Annotated in this window: 15 protein-coding genes; 11 read left to right on the top strand and 4 right to left on the bottom strand. The window is 62.3% G+C overall.

Going from position 1 to position 15,259, the window contains the following annotated elements:
• Nucleotides 1–80 precede the first annotated feature (80 nt).
• Nucleotides 81–287, bottom strand: a complete 207-nt coding sequence (locus S101446_RS18210) for a type II toxin-antitoxin system RelE/ParE family toxin (RefSeq protein ID WP_208620498.1) — start codon at nt 285–287, stop codon at nt 81–83.
• A 430-nt stretch (nt 288–717) separates the two neighbouring features.
• Between S101446_RS18210 and S101446_RS18620 the strand changes: the two genes are divergently transcribed.
• Nucleotides 718–846 carry a hypothetical protein gene (locus S101446_RS18620; RefSeq protein WP_279629046.1) on the top strand — a complete coding sequence of 43 codons (129 nt, stop codon included), beginning with the start codon at nt 718–720 and terminating at the stop codon, nt 844–846.
• An 88-nt stretch (nt 847–934) separates the two neighbouring features.
• The gene (locus tag S101446_RS08740; protein ID WP_208620497.1) at nt 935–1,621 is read left to right on the top strand and encodes a nucleoside 2-deoxyribosyltransferase domain-containing protein; all 687 of its coding nucleotides are present in this window, start codon (nt 935–937) and stop codon (nt 1,619–1,621) included.
• A 294-nt stretch (nt 1,622–1,915) separates the two neighbouring features.
• Here S101446_RS08740 and S101446_RS08735 read toward each other — a convergent pair whose 3' ends face one another.
• The gene (locus S101446_RS08735) at nt 1,916–4,579 is read right to left on the bottom strand and encodes a patatin-like phospholipase family protein (RefSeq protein WP_208620496.1); all 2,664 of its coding nucleotides are present in this window, start codon (nt 4,577–4,579) and stop codon (nt 1,916–1,918) included.
• Nucleotides 4,580–4,855: 276 nt separating this feature from the next.
• On the opposite strand from S101446_RS08735, the gene S101446_RS08730 reads away from it, so the two are divergent.
• The 4 genes from S101446_RS08730 to S101446_RS08715 all read left to right on the top strand — a co-directional run bounded on the left by S101446_RS08730 (nt 4,856) and on the right by S101446_RS08715 (nt 9,820).
• Nucleotides 4,856–5,374: a TIR domain-containing protein gene (locus S101446_RS08730; protein ID WP_087608166.1), complete on the top strand. Its 519-nt coding sequence runs from the start codon at nt 4,856–4,858 to the stop codon at nt 5,372–5,374.
• A gap of 4 nt (nt 5,375–5,378) precedes the next feature.
• Nucleotides 5,379–5,987, top strand: a complete 609-nt coding sequence (locus S101446_RS08725) for a toll/interleukin-1 receptor domain-containing protein (protein ID WP_087608165.1) — start codon at nt 5,379–5,381, stop codon at nt 5,985–5,987.
• A gap of 410 nt (nt 5,988–6,397) precedes the next feature.
• Nucleotides 6,398–8,479: a ParB/RepB/Spo0J family partition protein gene (locus S101446_RS08720; protein WP_087608861.1), complete on the top strand. Its 2,082-nt coding sequence runs from the start codon at nt 6,398–6,400 to the stop codon at nt 8,477–8,479.
• A 138-nt stretch (nt 8,480–8,617) separates the two neighbouring features.
• Complete coding sequence (locus tag S101446_RS08715) at nt 8,618–9,820, top strand: DUF932 domain-containing protein (protein WP_087608164.1); 1,203 nt, start codon at nt 8,618–8,620, stop codon at nt 9,818–9,820.
• A gap of 77 nt (nt 9,821–9,897) precedes the next feature.
• Here S101446_RS08715 and S101446_RS08710 read toward each other — a convergent pair whose 3' ends face one another.
• On the bottom strand, nt 9,898–10,173 hold the full coding sequence (locus S101446_RS08710) for an HU family DNA-binding protein (RefSeq protein ID WP_087608163.1): 276 nt from the start codon (nt 10,171–10,173) through the stop codon (nt 9,898–9,900).
• Between the two features lie 89 nt (nt 10,174–10,262).
• On the opposite strand from S101446_RS08710, the gene S101446_RS08705 reads away from it, so the two are divergent.
• Nucleotides 10,263–11,342, top strand: a complete 1,080-nt coding sequence (locus S101446_RS08705; protein ID WP_087608162.1) for a DUF7146 domain-containing protein — start codon at nt 10,263–10,265, stop codon at nt 11,340–11,342.
• A gap of 314 nt (nt 11,343–11,656) precedes the next feature.
• On the top strand, nt 11,657–12,592 hold the full coding sequence (locus tag S101446_RS08700) for a DUF2493 domain-containing protein (protein ID WP_087608161.1): 936 nt from the start codon (nt 11,657–11,659) through the stop codon (nt 12,590–12,592).
• Nucleotides 12,593–12,620: 28 nt separating this feature from the next.
• Here the strand turns inward: S101446_RS08700 and S101446_RS08695 are convergent, their stop codons facing one another.
• Nucleotides 12,621–13,298: a cation transporter gene (locus S101446_RS08695; protein WP_456303530.1), complete on the bottom strand. Its 678-nt coding sequence runs from the start codon at nt 13,296–13,298 to the stop codon at nt 12,621–12,623.
• Nucleotides 13,299–13,338: 40 nt separating this feature from the next.
• Between S101446_RS08695 and S101446_RS08690 the strand changes: the two genes are divergently transcribed.
• The 3 genes from S101446_RS08690 (at nt 13,339) to S101446_RS18020 (ending at nt 15,250) form a co-directional block, all read left to right on the top strand.
• A complete protein-coding gene (locus tag S101446_RS08690; protein ID WP_087608159.1) occupies nt 13,339–13,761 on the top strand; it encodes a MerR family transcriptional regulator in 423 nt (140 codons plus the stop codon).
• Nucleotides 13,762–14,449: 688 nt separating this feature from the next.
• Nucleotides 14,450–14,773: a DUF736 domain-containing protein gene (locus tag S101446_RS08680; protein WP_034930119.1), complete on the top strand. Its 324-nt coding sequence runs from the start codon at nt 14,450–14,452 to the stop codon at nt 14,771–14,773.
• Nucleotides 14,774–15,112: 339 nt separating this feature from the next.
• Nucleotides 15,113–15,250, top strand: a complete 138-nt coding sequence (locus S101446_RS18020; protein WP_167376428.1) for a hypothetical protein — start codon at nt 15,113–15,115, stop codon at nt 15,248–15,250.
• Nucleotides 15,251–15,259 lie beyond the last annotated feature (9 nt).

Here is a 15,259-nt window from a genome sequence, read left to right as displayed (position 1 = left end):
GCCAGCTTCAAGCGCGTGCTCACCTGATCAACGCCCGTCTGTGCGGTCTCGAAGCCCTTTGGCGGCTTCTTCTGGGAGGCTTACAACACATAGACCACTTCCCTGAAGCGCACCGTATAGATTGCCCGGAATGTGTTGCCGTCATGGTCGTAGACCACGTTGACCACATCCGCCGCCTCCCAGGGCTTCGCCTTCGGCTTCTTGCCGCCGAACTGCACCAGCCCTAGAGCGTTGTCCATCTCGTCTTTCACCGCCTCAGGGAAGGCGAGGAAGTCCTTCTTGGACAAGCCCGGCTAATCAAGCGATTTCTTACCCTCGATTAGCGCGCTAAGGGCTAATATCCTCATTCTGGTATAAATAATCAAGGGTGACTGCACTGCCGCCCGCACGCTGGAGCGGGGCAACCCGTATCATAGACTGCGCACGAAGCGCAGCGGTCCGTTGCTGAGACGGGAGAAACGATGTCCGGGTTGAAGCGACATGCGGGCCAGCCGAGCGAGCCGGCGACCTCGGCGCGATCGACATAGTCGGTGTCGAGGTTAAGCAGCCGCACCGCGAGGTCGCGGGCGTCCTGCTCGGGGTCCCAATCCATGAACTGCTTGTCGAAGGTGACGAATAGATCCGCTCTGGGCCAGATGGAGGGTTCTAAAAAACCTCTTGGTATTGAGGCCTGCACAGTGATTCCATTTTTCCGGTTCTGATTGGAGGGATGGAGATATGAAACAACCCGGTTTCTTTGATGTTGAGGAGCGGCTGGGCCGCCTGTCCTCCATTGGAAACATACCGCCAGCAGAAGCTGAAGCACGCTTTTATGCGCAACAGAAATCACATACATTAGCTGCTTAGTTCAGATAAAAAGTGTCTCCACAAAACCCGGGACAATTCAGAGCGTCGGCCGGCTGGTATCGTATGCCTCCTGACGCGAGGTGACGGCATGGCTGCAGTGCTCGAGGCGCACCGTCATGATCCCTCCGGCACCTTCATCGCCCTTCGGACCCGGCATGGCGCCGCCAGCCCAGGACTGTTAGCAGGGGTCATGCTATTTAACTCCGCAACCCGTTTCGCGTGGATCGCACTTCTTATGAGCGGAATCACCTCGGCGCGCGCGCACTCTGAACCAGTAAGCGCGCGCGTCATTACCTCTCCTGAGAGCCTCCCGTCGCAGCACCGTTCCCCGCGGGTCTTCCTCGGCGGCAGCATCGACATGGGTAGCGCGCCAGACTGGCAAAAGGACATGATCGAGAGCCTTCGAGACGAGGACGTCGTCATCCTCAACCCTCGGCGGCCGGACTGGAATCCGGCGTGGAAACCCGATGCCAGCAATCCCAACTTCCGCCAGCAAGTCGAATGGGAACTCGGCGCACTCGAAAGCGCCGACGTGATTGTGCTCTATTTCTCGCCGGGTTCCCAGAGTCCAATTAGCCTCCTCGAAATGGGCCTGTACGCCAAGTCCGACAAGCTGATAGTTCTCTGTCCGCAAGAATACTGGCGCAAGGGCAACGTGGACATCACCGCATCCCGCTACGGCGTTATGCAGGTGGCAGACATAGACAAACTCAAGACGGCCGTCAGAGACAAGTTACGAAAACTGAGAGCGCAGCAGTCTGTCGAGCGCCGGTAGGGTCGACCACGCCGACCGCCCCGTAACGCTTTGGTTTTGCCGAGCGTGCGCCTCACCGATGATCTTCGCCAGATTCGTGGCGATCTGGAGTCAGCCGCAGTTGAGGAGTTGGGGCACCGCTCCTGCCCCGTTCCACTGCAACCTTGATTATCACCGAACCATTGCCCAAGGCTATCATCCGGTACGTGACCTTCTCGTTCAATCCGGTCTAGGGCGCGCTCCATCTTCTCCCTGGTTGGCCCCGAGCCCGAAATACTGGCGCGACACGGTCATATCTCATCGTCGAAGCTTAAGCTAGGCTGAAGCCGGTGCGGTAACGCCGACTGATTCCTCGGCATCGATGGCCGGCTCGAGCAGGCTGGTGCCGAGGGCATAGAACCAGTCGTCCAGATCCATCTCTGGTTGGCGGGCCATCTCGCCGATGATCGACTCCAAGAAGAGCTTCTCGCCGACATGCTGTCCCAGGCTCCGGTAGGCCTCGAAGCGCGCCTCGGAGAAATTCTGGTCGGCCGTCGGGTGATGGGGAAAGCTAGGCTCGTCCATTCGGAAACGCCGGAGAAACTCGCCCTCATTGCCAGTGAGCGAGAGCTTCACATAGCAGAGGTATCCCGTTCGGTAGTCAGGGTAGCGTATCCGGCAGAACTGGAAATGAGACCGGCTCAGACCAGCATCGTCGAGCCGCAGGTCGTCGAGGTCCATATCGATTTGCACGCCGAGGTCTATCGATGCCAGCCGCTGCAGATTTGCGAACCCGTGAAACGTCATCTCAGGGTCCTGTTCGCCATCGACCGCAACTATAAACTTGCACCGTCGGCGGAGCAGCTCGTAAATACCGAGGTTCTCGATGTGGCCCCCGTCCGAAAGGTTGAGGTAGGGCGCCCGCTCGTCCATCCTTCCGGTCAGCTCGTGCAGCAGGTATCGAAGCCACGGGAACCAAAGCCAGGACTTCTTGCTGGGGTCGGCATCGCGGAGCCAGTAGTCCAGGCGAACGTTCAGCAACGCCAGCCAGAAGCTGAACTGCGGTAGAGAGACCAGGCCCATACGGGGTGAAATGGCGGCCCCGGATATGGCCATGGCGGTAGCGAGGTCGAGGGCCTTGTCCTTTTTCTCCCATTCCGTGGTCGCCCGGTATCCCGTGATCGGACTTCCGCACCTATGAGGCGTGAACGAGAAAAAGTCCGTCAGACGCCCCCGCATGGCTGGCCGTTCCGATGCGGGCACGTTCAGCGCGGCGTTGAAAATGGGATAAGGACCCATACTATCGGTCGCGAGATCTGAGAGCCTTGCAGGCACCGCCTTCTCAATCGTGCCGGGCGTCGCGCCGTTCTTGATCAGGAACGTTTCTGCAAGGCGGCGACGATAATGCCGATGCAGACCCGTGTAGTTCACACTGATGAATATTGACATGATCAGAGCAACCACCACCCAAGATAAGAAGATTGTCGGCTTCATCGCTGATCGCCGTCCAAGCTCGAGAAACGTCAGGAAAGCTGCAAGGACGAACAACGGCGCAGAAGAGCGCGCGATCGCGGCTCCCAACCAGCGGATGCGCGGTGACATACGGGAGAGCATGACGCCGACGATGAGAATGGAAAGCGGACTGAGGATTGCCAACGCCATCCACTTGTAGTCATCCGCCATCATGGAGTGGTAGAGCGACACGATAGCCGTCAGGAGCTTGGCAGCGAGGATGCCGAAAAGCGGCACGACGCACCAGAAGAGGAGCGAGTCGCTGAATTCGGACGATCTCTTCCAGAACACCGCCGCGACAGGAACGGCAAATACTGCAAGGGCGGCGAGCGCGCCAGTCGCCTTGAACGCAGCGCTCCATCCATCGACACCGAAATAATCCGTGAAAGCATTAAACACCACACCGGTGCCGTACGCCAGAAGGGCTGCCAGCGCAGCGAGCGATAGAAGGTTGTTCACCAGACCGGCGAGCTGCGCCGTAGCAACGCGCCACTTCTCCATCTTCGGCCCAGAGGCCAAGTATCGGCAGTTTTGCCGGATGTGACCGATCGCGGGCGAGTCACGGTCCAAGGAACCGAACGGTGAACTGTTGGCGCCCAGCCCGGCTCCACGGTCATCGGCCGGCGCGGCCTTCTCCACCCCGCTTCCGTGCAGGTACTGAGTCACGAAGGCGCCGAGATAGCCGCCACCGCTAACGGTGGACATGTAGTCGAACTGCTTCAGCAGGCCTCTGCGGCTCAGCGCGGAAAGCACGCCGAGAGCGAAGGTTGCGGAACGGATCCCCCCTCCCGACAGCGCGAGGCCCGTTGCCCGATTCGTTCCGGGATTGAGTCCGTAATGGCGCCGCCGCCGCTCGACCGCGTCTCTCTCGTCGTCGGCGATCTGCTCCGGCGTCGACCCTGTGACACCGGCCAAGCGGTCTGGATCCCCCTCCTGAAGACCCCACGGGAGGTCGCGCATCATCTCCACACGAACAGGATCGTCGAGAGGATCTTCGCCGACGATAGGCGTTACCCCGTCGCGGAGTTCAAGGAGGAGCTGGTCGAACCGGAGCAGCACCGTTTGCAGGCGCGCCAGCTCCAGACGGAAGTCGTCGCCATCGTCCACCGCATCGAGCCGTCTCGACGCCGCCCGCCGGTGCCATCGGGCAGTGAAGGGTCGGACATGGCCGTTGAGGACTGACCACGCCAGCGTTTCGAAGAGCGAGGCGCCCGGATACCTCTCTGAGATCGCGCGGCACCTCTCGAAGAGGGCGTGGAGGCTTTCGAGGGCCGCCCTCTCCGTGCCGACCGAATAGCGCAGCGACTGCGTCGCCACCCGCGAGACCAGCTGTATGTGCAGAAGCGCCGCCGCGGCCCTGTCCTCAGGGCCGGGCGCCCACTCCGCTCCGCCGAAGCGGCGCAGGACCTCGGGCCCGAAAAGCGAGGGCTGCGTATCTTGAAAGGGTTTGAGCTTCTTCGTCCACGTGACGGCACTGAAAATCTTCACCAAGCCCTCCGATCGGCACAAAGCATGCAATCACCGGCCGGATCAGTCCATCCGGCGGGCGACGAAAAACGACGTTCACATTGGGCATGGCAGCCGACGGCCGCGTCAGTACCCGCGGCAATGCGCCCGGTCGACGGGGCAATCTCTTTCAACTGTTCAATCATCTGCATATATTTACGCAACAACATCGACAGGGCATACCATGATGCGGAAAGTTTTCTTCTCTTTCCACTATGAACCCGACATCCAGAGGGGCACGTCGTCCGCAATTCTTGGGTGACTAAGAAAGACCGCGAACAAGCCGGCTTCTTCGACTCCTCGGTGTTCGAGGCCAAAAAGCGGACGAGCGATGATGCGATCGCGACTTTCCTCAAGGCCGGCCTCAAGGGGGCATCGGTCACGTGTGTCCTGACCGGCGCCCAGACCGCGCATCGTGAATGGGTTCGCTACGAGCTCCTTCAGAGCTTTAAAGACGGGCGGGGCCTGATCAACGTCGCAATCCACACGGTCTCTAACTTGAAGGGTTTCAAGACTACCGCGGGCGCCAATCCGCTCTCCCTGCTTGGCGGAGAGGTGAAGGGCTACACACTGCACTTCAAGGAGCACAACGGCTCCAAGTGGGTCTGGACGTCTCGGGTGAAGAGCATGCCGTTGGCTGGGGTTGCCTACGACCTCGGCGGGCGATCCAACTTCACCTTCGATCAGCTGTTCCCGAGCTTTGACTGGTCCTCGGACGGCGGATACGAGAATCTGGGAACGTGGGTGGAAGGCGCTGCCCAAGCGGCAGGCCGCTGACACCATGAGCTACTTCACACTGGACGAAGCTCGCCGCGCATTTCAGAATATGCAAGCAAAGAATGTGCAAGCAAAGAATGTGCTGCGCGAGATCGCCACGGAAAGCCTGAACGAGGAGGCTGCAGCGGTCCGCGACTCGGACAATTTCGACATTTTCCTTTCGCACAGCCTTATGGACGCCGATGTGGTGGCTGGCGTGAAGAATATTCTCGAGAGTCAAGGCCATACGGTTTACGTCGACTGGATCGTGGACGGGCAGTTGGATCGTCACGCGGTGACACCTAAAACCGCCGACATTCTCCGCCAGCGCATGCGCCAATCCGAGTCGATGATCTTTGCGACATCGGAGAGCTCGTCGAAATCAAGATGGATGCCTTGGGAACTGGGCTACTTCGACGGTCTACGTCAAGGCCGGATTGCGATCCTTCCTCTCGTCGCGTCGAGCGGAGCGACCTTCGAAGGGCAGGAGTATCTCGGCCTTTATCCGCTGGTCGAACTTCTTCCGCACAAACAGGGTGGCAAGCGCGCTTTCGTAACGAAGGGGACGACCTCCCGAGAGTACCTGCCCATCACAGACTTCCAGAAGGGCGTTACTGCCTTCAAGACGCGCTGAGCGGACACCTGCGGACGCCCGAAAATTGTCGGAGTAGCAATAGGGAAACACTCAACAGCGACCGCTTCCTTTTGTCACCAAGCAAAGCGAACTTGCCGGTCTCCATCACATGGGTCTCAAGGCTGTGTGTGAAAGAACGGCAACTTTCGGCATAAGTGCCAGTCGCTGAATGTCTCGGGTTGGTCGATAGCTGCCATGAAGCCGAACGTCGCGAATGACCGCTTTCTGCTAATCTTGTCCGATAGCCGGTAAGTTGCTTTCCCCCCCATTGGCGACATTTTTCTGCCGGGAAAGGGGCGAGCGTGCTGGCTTGGGTGTAGCCTTCGGAGTCAGAGGGCTGCGCGGATTTTCGTGACGGGTTGAGAGGGTGGGAGAGAGTCTCCTGTCCGCCCGTCATGGAGCTTTTCGCCATGGCGACCGCCATTCCCAAAATCACCCTGAGTTCGTCCCGCGATATCCCGTTCAACCGGCTGGTGCTGTCCCAGTCCAATGTGCGGCGTGTGAAGTCCGGCCTGTCGATCGAGGAACTGGCCCGCGACATCGAGCGCCGCGGGCTGCTGCAGAGCCTGAATGTCCGTCCCGTTCTTGATGATGCTGGTGTCGAAACCGGCACTTACGAAGTCCCCGCTGGCGGTCGGCGCTTCCGTGCACTCGAACTGCTGGTGAAGCAGAAGAAACTGGCGAAGACCGCCCTGGTGCCGTGCGTGGTGCGCGAAGCCGGATCGGCGATCCTCGCCGAGGATGATTCCCTGGCCGAGAATGTCCAGCGCGTGGCCCTGCATCCCCTGGACCAGTTCCGTGCCTTCCGTGACATGCTGGAGAAAGGTATGTCCGAGGAGGAAATCGCCGCCGCGTTCTTTGTCGCACCGGCCGTGGTCAGACAGCGTCTGCGCCTGATGACCGTGTCCGACAAGCTGCTGGATATCTACGAGCAGGACGGCATGAAGCTGGAACAGCTGATGGCCTTTTCCATCAGCGATGATCATGACCGCCAGGAACAGGTCTGGGACATCGTATCCCAGAGCCATAACCGCGAACCTTATGTCATCCGCCGCATGCTGACGGAAAAGACCGTGCGGGCGTCGGATCGTCGCGTGCGCTTCGTCGGACTGGACACCTATCTCGCGGCCGGTGGGCCTATCATGTGCGACCTGTTCGAAGCGGATGACGGTGGGTGGCTGCAGGATCCCGCCATTCTGGACCGGCTGGTCATGGAAAAGCTGCACGCAGCCGCCGACGACATCCGTGCCGAAGGCTGGAAATGGGTCGAGACGGCCCTATCTTTCCCATGGGGTCACACGAGGCAGTTCGTCGAGATCGATGGCACGGAAGTGCCACTGACCGAGGACGAAACGGACCGTCTCGAAGGCCTGCGTGCTGAGCAGGAAGCCATCGAGGCTGAATACGCTCAGGCCGATGAATATCCGGACGAGGTCGATGCGCGGCTGGGCGAGATCGAGCAGGCCATTCTTGCTCTGGAAGAACGGCCTCTGGCGTTCGATCCCACTGACATGGCGCGGGCAGGTACCTTCGTCAGCCTTGCCAGCGACGGTACGTTGCAGGTGGAGCGGGGTTTCGTACTGCCCGAGGACATGCCAATCGAGCCGGAGGAGGTCGATGACGCCGGTGGTGCCGATGGATACGATCATGCTGCGTATGATGGGCGGGATGAACGTATGGCTGATGATGGCGGCGATGCGGGCGGGGAGGGCAACACCATCTCTCCCGATGTCGACCCCGAGGAAGAAGACGGGATCAAGCCGCTTCCCGACCGGCTTCTCACCGAACTGACGGCCTGGCGCACGCTCGCCCTGCGAGACGCGTTTGCCAGCAACCCGCACATCGCCCTGACGGAATTGCTGCATACCTTGGTGCGCGATGTTTACTGGCAGACACCTGGGGTCGACTGCCTGGAAGCCTATGTTCGGGAAATCCCCCTGCTGGTCCATTCGCCGGATATGCCGGGTAGCCTTCCAGTTCACGCACTGCGCCAGCGCAATGAGGGCTGGAAGCATGATCTGCCCGATGACGAGGATGCGCTGTGGCGCTGGATCGACGGGCTGGACGATGCCAGCCGTATGGCGCTGCTGGCACATTGCCTGTCCTTCGGGGTCAATGCGCTTTACGAGCGCATGCCATCGTATGGGGCGGTGTCCCAGCGCAGCGTCAGCGAGCGCCTCAAGCGGGCCGATCGACTGGCGTCAGCCCTCAGCCTCGATATGGTCGAAGCAGGCTGGCAGCCCACGGTCGAGAACTATCTCGGCCGGGTGACCAAGGTGCGCATCCTGCAGGCGGTGCGAGAAGCACGCGGTGACGAGGCGGCAGAGCGCATTGCTCACCTGAAGAAGCCCGACATGGCCTGTGAGGCCGAACGGCTGCTGGACGGTGCGGGCTGGCTGCCCGAGGCGTTGCGCACGATAGGGCGATCGGATGACACCCCTGCCGAAATGCGGGGAGCGGGCGAAGGCGTGGAGGCCATCGCAGCCGAGTAGCCCTTATGAGGTCTGAAACTTTGAGACAGCGGCTTCCGGTGCCCGGAAGCCGCTTTTTTCATGTCCGGTACCCCGGAAAGAGGGAGAGGGCGGCTTCGCCTCTGGTGCCGAATAACCGGCATCAGAGGAGAGTTTTCCATGACCACAACCACCATCCTGCCCCCTGCGTCCCGTGGCGCCGCTTCCGGCGGCTTCCGTATCGATCCGTCGCGCGGCGAACGCAGCGCCCGCGTCTCGTCCGAATGGTTTTCGCGCCCCGATGACGAGCGCTACCTGTCACTGTCCGACCTGCATGCCGCGACCCTGGCGCGGGCGGATCGGGCCACCGCTCGTACGGTGGAAAGCCGCGCCATCCGCGTGGAGGCGTCCCGCGACAATGCCGAGCGCCTGACCCTGACCGTACCAGGGCAGAATGACCCGATTGCGCCCACCCACTGGTCGTTCGGCCAGATGTGCAGTCTTGTTGGCGCACCATCGTCGTATCTGCGCAATCTCCCGGCTCCACTGGCGGCGATCAATCTCCAGCACGGGCTGCTGTCGCACCGCGCCGAACTGGTCAAAACGCTGGAGACGGAAGACGGGCGGGTGGAACTGCGCGCCGTAACTGGCCCCGATTACGGCCGCATCTGGGACCATGAACTGGTGGGCGCGGTGCGCAAGATCGCCGGCGACGGCACGGGCGATACCAACTGGAAGGTGCCCGGTGTGATCGACTGGGCCACCATGACCCATAATCCCTATGTCGACATCACCAAGGAAACTACCACGCTCTACGCATCGGATCGCGATGTGTTCCTGTTCCTCGTGGACGATACGCACCCGATCGAGGCGGGCCGCCTGCCCAACGGCGATTCCGATCTTTATTTCCGGGGTTTCTATGCCTGGAATTCCGAAGTCGGCAGCAAGAGCCTTGGCATTGCGTCATTTTATCTGCGCGGAGTGTGCCAGAATCGTATGTTGTGGGGCGTCGAAAATTTCGAACAGATCACGATCCGGCATAGCAAGTTTGCTGCTTCCCGTTTCGTGCATCAGGCCACACCGGCGCTCCGGAATTTCGCCACGGCCAGCCCGGCGTCGTTCGTCTCTGGCATTCAGGCCTCGCGCAAGGCGCTGGTGGCCAGAACCGATGACGATCGGGAAAGTTTCCTGCGGCGTCGCGGGTTCTCGAAACCGGAAACTACCAAGATCATTGAAACCGTGTTGAACGAGGAGGGACGCAAGCCCGAGAGCGTGTTCGATTTCGTGCAGGGGATTACAGCGCTGGCGCGGACAAAGGCCAACCAGGATACGCGGCTGGATCTGGAGGGCAGGGCACGCAGGCTGATGGAGAAGGTCGGATGAACGTGCCCATCATCAGAAAGCGGCGTGGTGGGGAAGGGGCGGCGGACGAGGTCCGCCGCCTTTTGCCTGTCGGCAGGTCAGTCGTTCAGGCTGTCCTTGAGCGCCTTGGCAGGCGTGAAGGCCAGCTTGCGCGAGGCTGCGATCTGGATGGTCGCACCCGTGGCCGGGTTGCGGCCTTCGCGGGCGGCGATTTCTTTCACCTTGAACTTGCCGAAGTTCGGCAGGGTGATTTCATCACCGGCCTTGGCGGCAGTGGTCATCGCCTCGATCAGGGCGTCCAGCACCTTGCGGGTATCCGTTTTGCTCGTGTCGGTGGTGGTGGCGATATGATCGACCAGATCGGCAATCTTCATGAAACTATCCTTTTGCATTCGGGCCTGTGCCCGTTGCCTCTGCCGTTACGGGGGAATCATGGCGGCATCAAGCCTGCAGGGAGGGGGAGATGACCAATGCGCAGTCATGGGATGCTGGCGATCTGGCCCGCAGGCTGGCCGAGAACGCCGAGGCAGTCTGTCGGCATTACCTCTCGGCCGGGCGACGGCACGGCAATTACTGGCTGGTCGGCGACGTCCACAACACCCCCGGGCGGTCACTTTATGTCCGCCTGCATGGTGGACCGGACGGCCGTGGCCGTGCGGGGAAATGGACGGATGGCGCGACAGGACAGCACGGCGATCTGCTCGACATCATCCGTGAAAGCCTCGGGCTGCTGGATTTCCGCGATGTCGCCGATGAGGCCCGGCGCTTTCTCTGCCTGCCGCAGTCCGAGCCACGATCGACCCCTGATCGCAGCCGTTCCCATGCGTTCAGCCACGATACTTCCGGGCACGCATCTGGCACCGCAGACGCAGCACGTCGTCTCTGGGCCATGTCACGCCCGATTGCGGGCACACTGGCGGAAACCTGGCTGCGGCATCGTGACCTGACTCGCCTGACGGACCTGCCGTCGCTGCGTTTCCATCCTGACTGCTACTACCGCGCAAATGCGGACAGTCCAACCGAGACCTGGCCCGCCATGATTGCCGCCGTCACCGACCTTGCCGGCACTGTGACCGGGGTGCATCGCACCTGGCTGGCGCGGGACGGACGCGGCAAGGCCCCCTTCGCCATGCCCCGTCGGGCCATGGGCGACCTGCTCGGCCACGCCGTGCGCTTTGGCGCAACCTTTGACGTTTTGGCGGCAGGTGAGGGCATCGAGACGGTGCTGTCGCTCCATGAAATCACGCCCGATCTGCCGCTGGCCGCCTGCCTGTCCTCGGCGCATCTCGCCACCATGGCCTTTCCGCCCACGCTGAGCCGCCTTTACGTGCTGCGCGATGACGACCCGGCCGGAGACCATGCGGTGACGACCCTGCAGACCCGGACGCAGGAGGCCGGGATCGAGTGCCTCGTGCTGTCACCGCGTCTGGCGGACTTCAACGATGATCTCCGCTATCTCGGGCGTGGGGCGATGCGGGCGATCCTGCATTCCCAGCTTGCCCCGCAGGACGTGGCGCGGTTTCTGCATCCGGTTACGCACTGAGGCGGGCCGGGAAGGGGGTGTGAGGGGCATCTTCTTTCCCGTGTAGCACGGAGCTGTCCTGTATCCGGATGGGGCGCGCCCACGGCCTTTCAGGAAGGGGAGCGGGCGTCAGCCAGGCCGGGCCTGCAATGGCGGAGACGGCTATTTTCCGCCGCGCGTGCCGCGCTTTGCATCGCGAAGCAAAATAGCCGTCTCCCTGCCATCCTCCACTGCGTTCCGGCCGCGCGTTGCGCGGTTCCGGCCCGGCCTTCGTCTGCCGCTTCCCGCCCCCGGAAAGGCCGCGAGGGGCGCGGCCAGAACCGGAGGACAGACCCATGACCCGCACACAGGACGATTTCGAACCTGCACACGCCACCTCTTCCACCGCCCACGTGCTGGCGGAACTCCAGCTTTACGGCCACCGTCCCTTCGAGGATGAGCCGGACCCGCGGCCCTTGCCTGACGCCAGCCAGATCGACGGCGCGGTTGCCGATATCTTCGACGCCCTGTCCGCCACGCTGACCGACACGCGACTTGAACCCGATCTCGAACCGCTGCTCTGGTCCACCGTCAACGTCTTTCACCGCATGGTCGGGCAGGTGGAGCGTGAGCTTGATCGCAACGAGGCGGCGCAGAAACGCAGCCAGCAGGAGCAGGATGGCAGCGAAATCCGCTCGGTGAAACTGGAACGCCTGGTTGCCGAAGGGCTGACCCTACTGGAGCGACGCAATGCCTGTGAGATCTTCCGCGATCTGGCCTGCGACCAGTTCGAACGCCTGACGATGTCGCCCTGGCGGCCACGTTCCGGCTCGCTGGTCAGCCGCAGCACCCTGACGGCGTCCATGATCGACAGCCGCGATTTTCTCAACGCCCGCCGCAAGGCCGAAACCGAGCTGCTCGTGCCTCCCGGACCGAAGGTCGCGGTCACCGGCGGGCTCGACTACGAGGACTACCATCTGATCTGGAACCGGCTGGACAAAGTGCGCGAGAAGCACCCCGACATGGTGCTGCTGCACGGCGGTTCACCGAAGGGGGCGGAATTCATCGCTTCCCGCTGGGCGGATCATCGCGAAATTCCACAGATCGCCTTCAAGCCCGACTGGAACCGGCACGGCAAGGCCGCTCCGTTCCGGCGCAACGACGCCCTGCTGAAAGTCCTGCCCATAGGCGTCATGGTATTTCCGGGTTCGGGTATTCAGGACAATCTGGCCGATAAGGCGAAGCAGATGGGTATCCCGGTCTGGCGGTTCCACAGGGAGGCTGGCGCGTGAGCGCCGGCCGGGTCTTCTGTGCCCGCTTTCAGGCCGCCAGTTCCGGCCCGGCGCTGGCGGTCTCTGCAAGGGCATGACGCACAATCTGTGTCCCGCCATGCAGGCCCAGCCCTCCCATGATGAAGGCCACGATGATATCGGGCCATCCCGTACCGGTGCCGAAGACGCCGAGTGCCGCCAGCAGAACCGCCAGATTGCCGATCGCGTCATTGCGCGAGCAGATCCAGACCGAACGCATGTTCGCATCCCCGCTGCGGAAACGGTACAGCATCAGGGCGACACCACCATTGGCCAGCAGTGCCAGGGCGCCGATCAGGCTCATGGTGTCGGCATACGGCAAAGTGCCTGACCAGGCATGGCACAGCGTGTTGCCCAGCACCCAGAGGGCGAAGGCAATCATGGTGGCGCCCTTGAGCATGGCTGCCCGGCTGCGCCACGCCAGCGCCATGCCCGTGACGGTAAGGCTTATGGCGTAATTCGCGGTGTCTCCGAAGAAATCGAGCGCATCCGCCTGCAGGGAGGCGGAGCCCGCCATGACGCCGGCGACAATCTCGGTCAGGAAAAACCCGCCATTGACGATCAGGGCGATCCAGAGTGCCCGGTGCCAGCGACGGGCATCATGATCGGTCGAGGGCGGTGTGGAACTCGGGCAGCAGGAGTCATGGCAGCAGGGCATGGCGACACTCTCGCAAAAAACGACGAGCACCCCATATCCACCCTGTAGTCACTACAGGGTCAAGAGTTTCATGATGCGGACATATACGATTGGCGAGCTCGGACGCCTGACGGACACGAAGGTCGAGACCGTCCGGTATTATGAACGTGTCGGACTGCTGCCGCATCCACCCCGAAGCAGTGGCAATTACCGCGTTTACGATGACGCGCATCTGGGGCGTCTCGGCTTTATCCGTCGGGCGCGTGAACTTGGGTTTTCACTGGACCAGGTGCGGGAACTGCTGGATCTGGCCGGGCAGACAACCCGGTCCTGTGAAGAGGTGGACGAGATTGTCCAGGCGCACGTCACGGATATAGAGCGCAGGATTCACGATCTGAGCATGCTCCGGCAGGAACTGACACAACTCCTTGCGCAATGCCAGCATGGGAAAGTCGCCGAATGCCGGATTATCGCGGCGCTGCAGCCTTATGCGGACAGGCCGACGGCCGGGTAACGCCGGGCTCCCGATATCCTGCGCGCCTCACTGGTGGAAATACATCCTTTATCACCTGGTAGGCCCCGCCCGGAAAGACCGACGGGATGGGTTCGGGTGTTGGCTCCGTGCGCCTGCGGGTTTGGTCCAGTGGGAATGAAAATGCCCTGCTTTCGTCATCGGTGACATGGCCGGGACATCCATGGCGAAAGAGGGAGCGTCCAGACGGCTTCGATGGAGCGCGCATGTGCTGGGGGCGGGGCCATGCGACGCGGCGTGAACGTGCCCATAAACAGGCGCGGATGATGGGCATCATGCCGGATTGGCTGTGGAAACGACCAGCAGCTTTTGCAGAACCCTTTAGCGGGCAGAGACAATTTCGCTCCAGACAGCACGGTCCCACCTTCATGGACCGGTCATGCCGGCATCGTATCTCCGGGGGCTGTCGGATCCGCACACCATGGCCTCTATCGGATGGCTGATCTAGCCGAAGACCGGCTGCGCCTCGATCGGCTGGCCGCAACGGCGTTCCAGAACTTTCTTCCCCTGACGGCTGCGCCGTCATTCCTCGCGAGACAAGAAAGTTCCGGCCCTGCCGTCCTCCGCTGCGCTGCGGCCCCTGCGGGATGCTCTGCCGCTCGCCTCCGGCTGGTCGATCGCCATCGAGGCCACGGTGGTCGCGGCCCGATAACAGCATGGAGATACGACAATGGCTAACATCGGTTCCTTCAAGAAGGTGGGCGAAGGCTTCGAAGGCGAAATCGTCACCCTGGCCCTGCAGGCCCGCAACGTCCGCCTGGTGGCCGAGACCAACCGCGCCAACGACAATGCCCCCAACTACCGCGTCTATCTCGGGCGCGTGGAACTGGGCGCCGCATGGACCCGCCGCTCCAGCGAAGGCCGCACCTATCTGAGCCTGAAGCTGGACGATCCCTCCTTCGCCGCCCCGATCTTCGCCAACCTGTTCACCGACGAGGAAGGCGAGGGCTACTCCCTCATCTGGACCCGACCCCGCAGCCGGAACGGGGAGTAAGCGCCCCACCACCAACCCCGCCCGGTCTCTCCGGGCGGGGCCTTCCGGGTTTTCTGGCGGGCTCTTCCCGGGCGCGCGCGATCGTGCTGGTCGCCCGACGTGCGACGCAGGAGGAACACGAGGCTTTCCCTCAGCCTTCCCATTGTACCATGCGCGAGGGCGCACCGCGTCAAGGACGCGCGGTGCCCCCAATTTTGCCCGACGCACCCGTGCCGGGCACGCCAGACAAAATCGGCTCCCCCACGCGCCGGCAGGCCGGTCGCCTGCGGCGATCCCTGACCCGGTCCGCCCCGGCATGAGCCGTCCGTCCTGTCTTCGAGAAACGAAAGGAGCAGGACGATGACCACGCTACACGACCACATCCAGATGCTGCGCGCCGAACTGACCAGCTTTCACCTCAGCAGTCGCGAGCGCCGGCAGATCGAGCGCGAACTCAAAAAGGCGCTTGCCCGACGCGATGCCGAGCCCCCCGCCTGACGGGGGGCT

Origin of the sequence: Komagataeibacter europaeus, assembly GCF_002173515.1 — a bacterium.
GTDB classification, from domain to species: Bacteria; Pseudomonadota; Alphaproteobacteria; order Acetobacterales; family Acetobacteraceae; genus Komagataeibacter; species Komagataeibacter europaeus.
This window is presented reverse-complemented; position numbering and strand designations above follow the sequence as displayed.

What these genes read in the sequence shown, in the direction of transcription:
- S101446_RS18620 (WP_279629046.1), top strand. Translation starts at nt 718, where the DNA reads ATGAAACAACCCGGTTTCTTTGATGTTGAGGAGCGGCTGGGCCGCCTG.
- S101446_RS08705 (WP_087608162.1), top strand. Translation starts at nt 10,263, where the DNA reads ATGACCAATGCGCAGTCATGGGATGCTGGCGATCTGGCCCGCAGGCTG.
- S101446_RS08690 (WP_087608159.1), top strand. Translation starts at nt 13,339, where the DNA reads ATGATGCGGACATATACGATTGGCGAGCTCGGACGCCTGACGGACACG.
- S101446_RS08725 (WP_087608165.1), top strand. Translation starts at nt 5,379, where the DNA reads ATGAGCTACTTCACACTGGACGAAGCTCGCCGCGCATTTCAGAATATG.
- S101446_RS08700 (WP_087608161.1), top strand. Translation starts at nt 11,657, where the DNA reads ATGACCCGCACACAGGACGATTTCGAACCTGCACACGCCACCTCTTCC.
- S101446_RS18020 (WP_167376428.1), top strand. Translation starts at nt 15,113, where the DNA reads ATGACCACGCTACACGACCACATCCAGATGCTGCGCGCCGAACTGACC.
- S101446_RS08720 (WP_087608861.1), top strand. Translation starts at nt 6,398, where the DNA reads ATGGCGACCGCCATTCCCAAAATCACCCTGAGTTCGTCCCGCGATATC.
- S101446_RS08680 (WP_034930119.1), top strand. Translation starts at nt 14,450, where the DNA reads ATGGCTAACATCGGTTCCTTCAAGAAGGTGGGCGAAGGCTTCGAAGGC.
- S101446_RS08710 (WP_087608163.1), bottom strand. Translation starts at nt 10,173, where the DNA reads ATGAAGATTGCCGATCTGGTCGATCATATCGCCACCACCACCGACACG.
- S101446_RS08715 (WP_087608164.1), top strand. Translation starts at nt 8,618, where the DNA reads ATGACCACAACCACCATCCTGCCCCCTGCGTCCCGTGGCGCCGCTTCC.
- S101446_RS08740 (WP_208620497.1), top strand. Translation starts at nt 935, where the DNA reads ATGGCTGCAGTGCTCGAGGCGCACCGTCATGATCCCTCCGGCACCTTC.